This window comes from Vibrio genomosp. F10 str. 9ZD137, assembly GCF_049974785.1.
Taxonomy (GTDB): domain Bacteria; phylum Pseudomonadota; class Gammaproteobacteria; order Enterobacterales; family Vibrionaceae; genus Vibrio.
Window position 1 is genome coordinate 1 of record NZ_JBNGCJ010000977.1, and the last position, 362, is coordinate 362.

1 protein-coding gene is annotated in these 362 nt (G+C 43.1%); it reads right to left on the reverse strand.

The window, feature by feature from the left end; genetic code table 11:
- Positions 1–114, reverse strand: a 114-nt coding sequence (gene mraW / locus ACP45E_RS21100; RefSeq protein WP_069585510.1) for a 16S rRNA (cytosine(1402)-N(4))-methyltransferase, incomplete at its 3' end; no start/stop codon positions are given.
- Positions 115–362 lie beyond the last annotated feature (248 nt).

Consider the following 362-nt stretch of genomic DNA (forward strand, 5'->3'; position numbering starts at 1 on the left):
GCTATGGCCGCCACGCCCAAAGGTACCATCTATGTAGGTACCATCGGGTTTGATGGCGAGTCCATCAATCGACTCATTAAGTAAAACAGAAATATGTTGGAATGGTTCAGTCATGTTGGTCTCATCAAGCTTGGGCTAAAAGCGATTAACACAAAATACAGATACACATCAGTGTACTGATTTCACAGGCTATCGCTACTGTTTGCGCAAAACATCTCGTGATATTGCGCCAAGTTTAGTGTTAACAAAATAATTTTCGTCAATATAAAGCAAAAAACCCATCACAACGCTACGTTATGATGGGTTTCGAATTGGTGGAGTTGACACATACGCCGGGTTCTGTCTCCAGATCGGAAGAGCGG